General features: G+C 65.2%; 1 pseudogene. It reads right to left on the minus strand.

Features of this window, described 5'->3' with window-relative positions:
* Positions 1–63: 63 nt before the first annotated feature.
* A pseudogene (locus JJL56_RS32670) lies at positions 64–1,815 on the minus strand (Tn3 family transposase); the annotation flags it as partial.
* Positions 1,816–1,864: the final 49 nt, after the last annotated feature.

Here is a 1,864-nt window from a genome sequence, read left to right on the forward strand (position 1 = left end):
CACTGAAGCCGCGTCACAGAACGCCGCCTGATCGGCCCGTCACCCAATCTCCAACATAGCTCTGTGGAGCAGCCCATCGAGCACATAAGGCGCCTCGTGGGTCGCGGCCGAAATGACCTGGACATAGTAGGGGCCATGCTGATCGGAGACATGAGTGTAGAAGCTGAAGCCAGGATCGACGCCATAGCGGGCGTTTACTTCGCCGGCGACGTTCCCCCGTTTTCCCGAGCGGAAGAATTGTCCATCCGATGAGGACGTCGTTCCACTCCCCCACAAAGCGGCGATCGGTAAGCGGTGCTGCGCCTCGATGATCCGGGCCAGGGCCGCCCGGTAGGTTTCGGGACGGATGTAGGCATCGGCGGTCCACACCAGCTGGTCGCGGGTCACGCCTTGGCTGGCGTCCGCCATGCGTGCCAAGCCCAGATTGGTGCCGTCGGCGAGGATGGCGGCGAGCAGCGCGTTCTCGTTGGCGCAGGGCTCGCCGGTGCGCAGGTTCGTGAACGCCGCCGCGAAGCCCGTCGCGCGGTTGACCTCATGCAGCAGTTCGGTGATGCGCACGCGCGGCAGCAAAGCGTCGAGGCGGCCGGCCAGGACAGTCGCCTCCACAGGCGTTGTCGCCCTCAGCGGCGTGATGTGCAACCGATCGTCGCGGAGTTCGACCCCATCAAGTTGGCTACGCCGGAGCCGCAGAGCGAAGCGCTTCAGCCGCTCATCGAGTTCCTGACCGCGCATTGCTATCCAGGCATCGGCTGTGTCAGGTAACCCCAACTCCGACAGGACCGGCGCGACGGCTATGGTCGGCAGCAGATAGCTGTCGAAACGGCGATAGTTGGAGGACCGTTCGACCCAGACATCGCCGGAGCGGAGTTTGTTGCGCAGAGTGGCGACCACCGCCATCTCGTACAGCCGGCGATTGGGTTTCCCGCCATCGACGACCAGCCGTCGCCACTCCTTGCGGAAAGGCATCGGTGCGTCCGCCGGTACGTCGCGCTTTCCGGACTGGTTGAGATCGCGCAGCAGCGCGACCGCTGCGAGCAGCGGGTCGTTGTCCCTGGCTGCCTTGAAGGTGAGAGCTTCGAGCAGAGCCGGGAGGAACTTCCGGATCGTGATGTAGCGGTCGGCGGCACGGACAAGGGGATTCTCCTCCGCCAAATCGGCAAGGCTGGCCACTTCGGGGCGGGCACGCAACAGCTTCGCCCAGCCGACGCTCTCGTCGACGACGGCAAAAGCATCACGGTCGCTGTCCTGGGCTACGGCGAGCGCCTCGATGGTGTCATGGAAGAGCCGCATCAGGCGGCCGACATCGCGTGTGGTAGCGGCGTAGGTCTTTTCCTTGGCGTGCTTGCCCCGTGTGAATGCGCCACCGATCAGCCGGTCGGCCATGTCGAGCACGGCGTCGATCAATCGGGATTCCAGATCGAACAGCACGGCAACCAGGGTTGCTCGCCGCCGTTGAGCGGTGTAGCGGCCGAGCAGATAGGCGGGCGATGCCTGACCTTCCCGGACGAACTGGCGGAACCGGACTTCGGGAATGCGAGTGTCGATATCGGATGCGATCCCAATGGCGCGGACGACCTGAAGCTTGTCGAGCAGGTCACGGACATGTCCGGCTTTCGGCGCGCTCGGCATCGCCTTCAACCAGGAAAGAGGAGTCCCGCCGAGGTCAGGATCGACCACCGGCAGACGGTCGAGTTCGGCCAGTTGCTCGTCGGTGAGGCCGGCAAGCAGAGCATCCACCGTCCGCTTGCGGGCACGGGCGCGCCCAGCGGCGCCGGTGCGCTCGATCACCGGCAATGCCGGCAGAGCTATGTTGGAGATTGGGTGACGGGCCGATCAGGCGGCGTTCTGTGACGCGGCTTCAGTG

The organism is Azospirillum aestuarii, from assembly GCF_016632405.1.
Taxonomy (GTDB): domain Bacteria; phylum Pseudomonadota; class Alphaproteobacteria; order Azospirillales; family Azospirillaceae; genus Azospirillum; species Azospirillum aestuarii.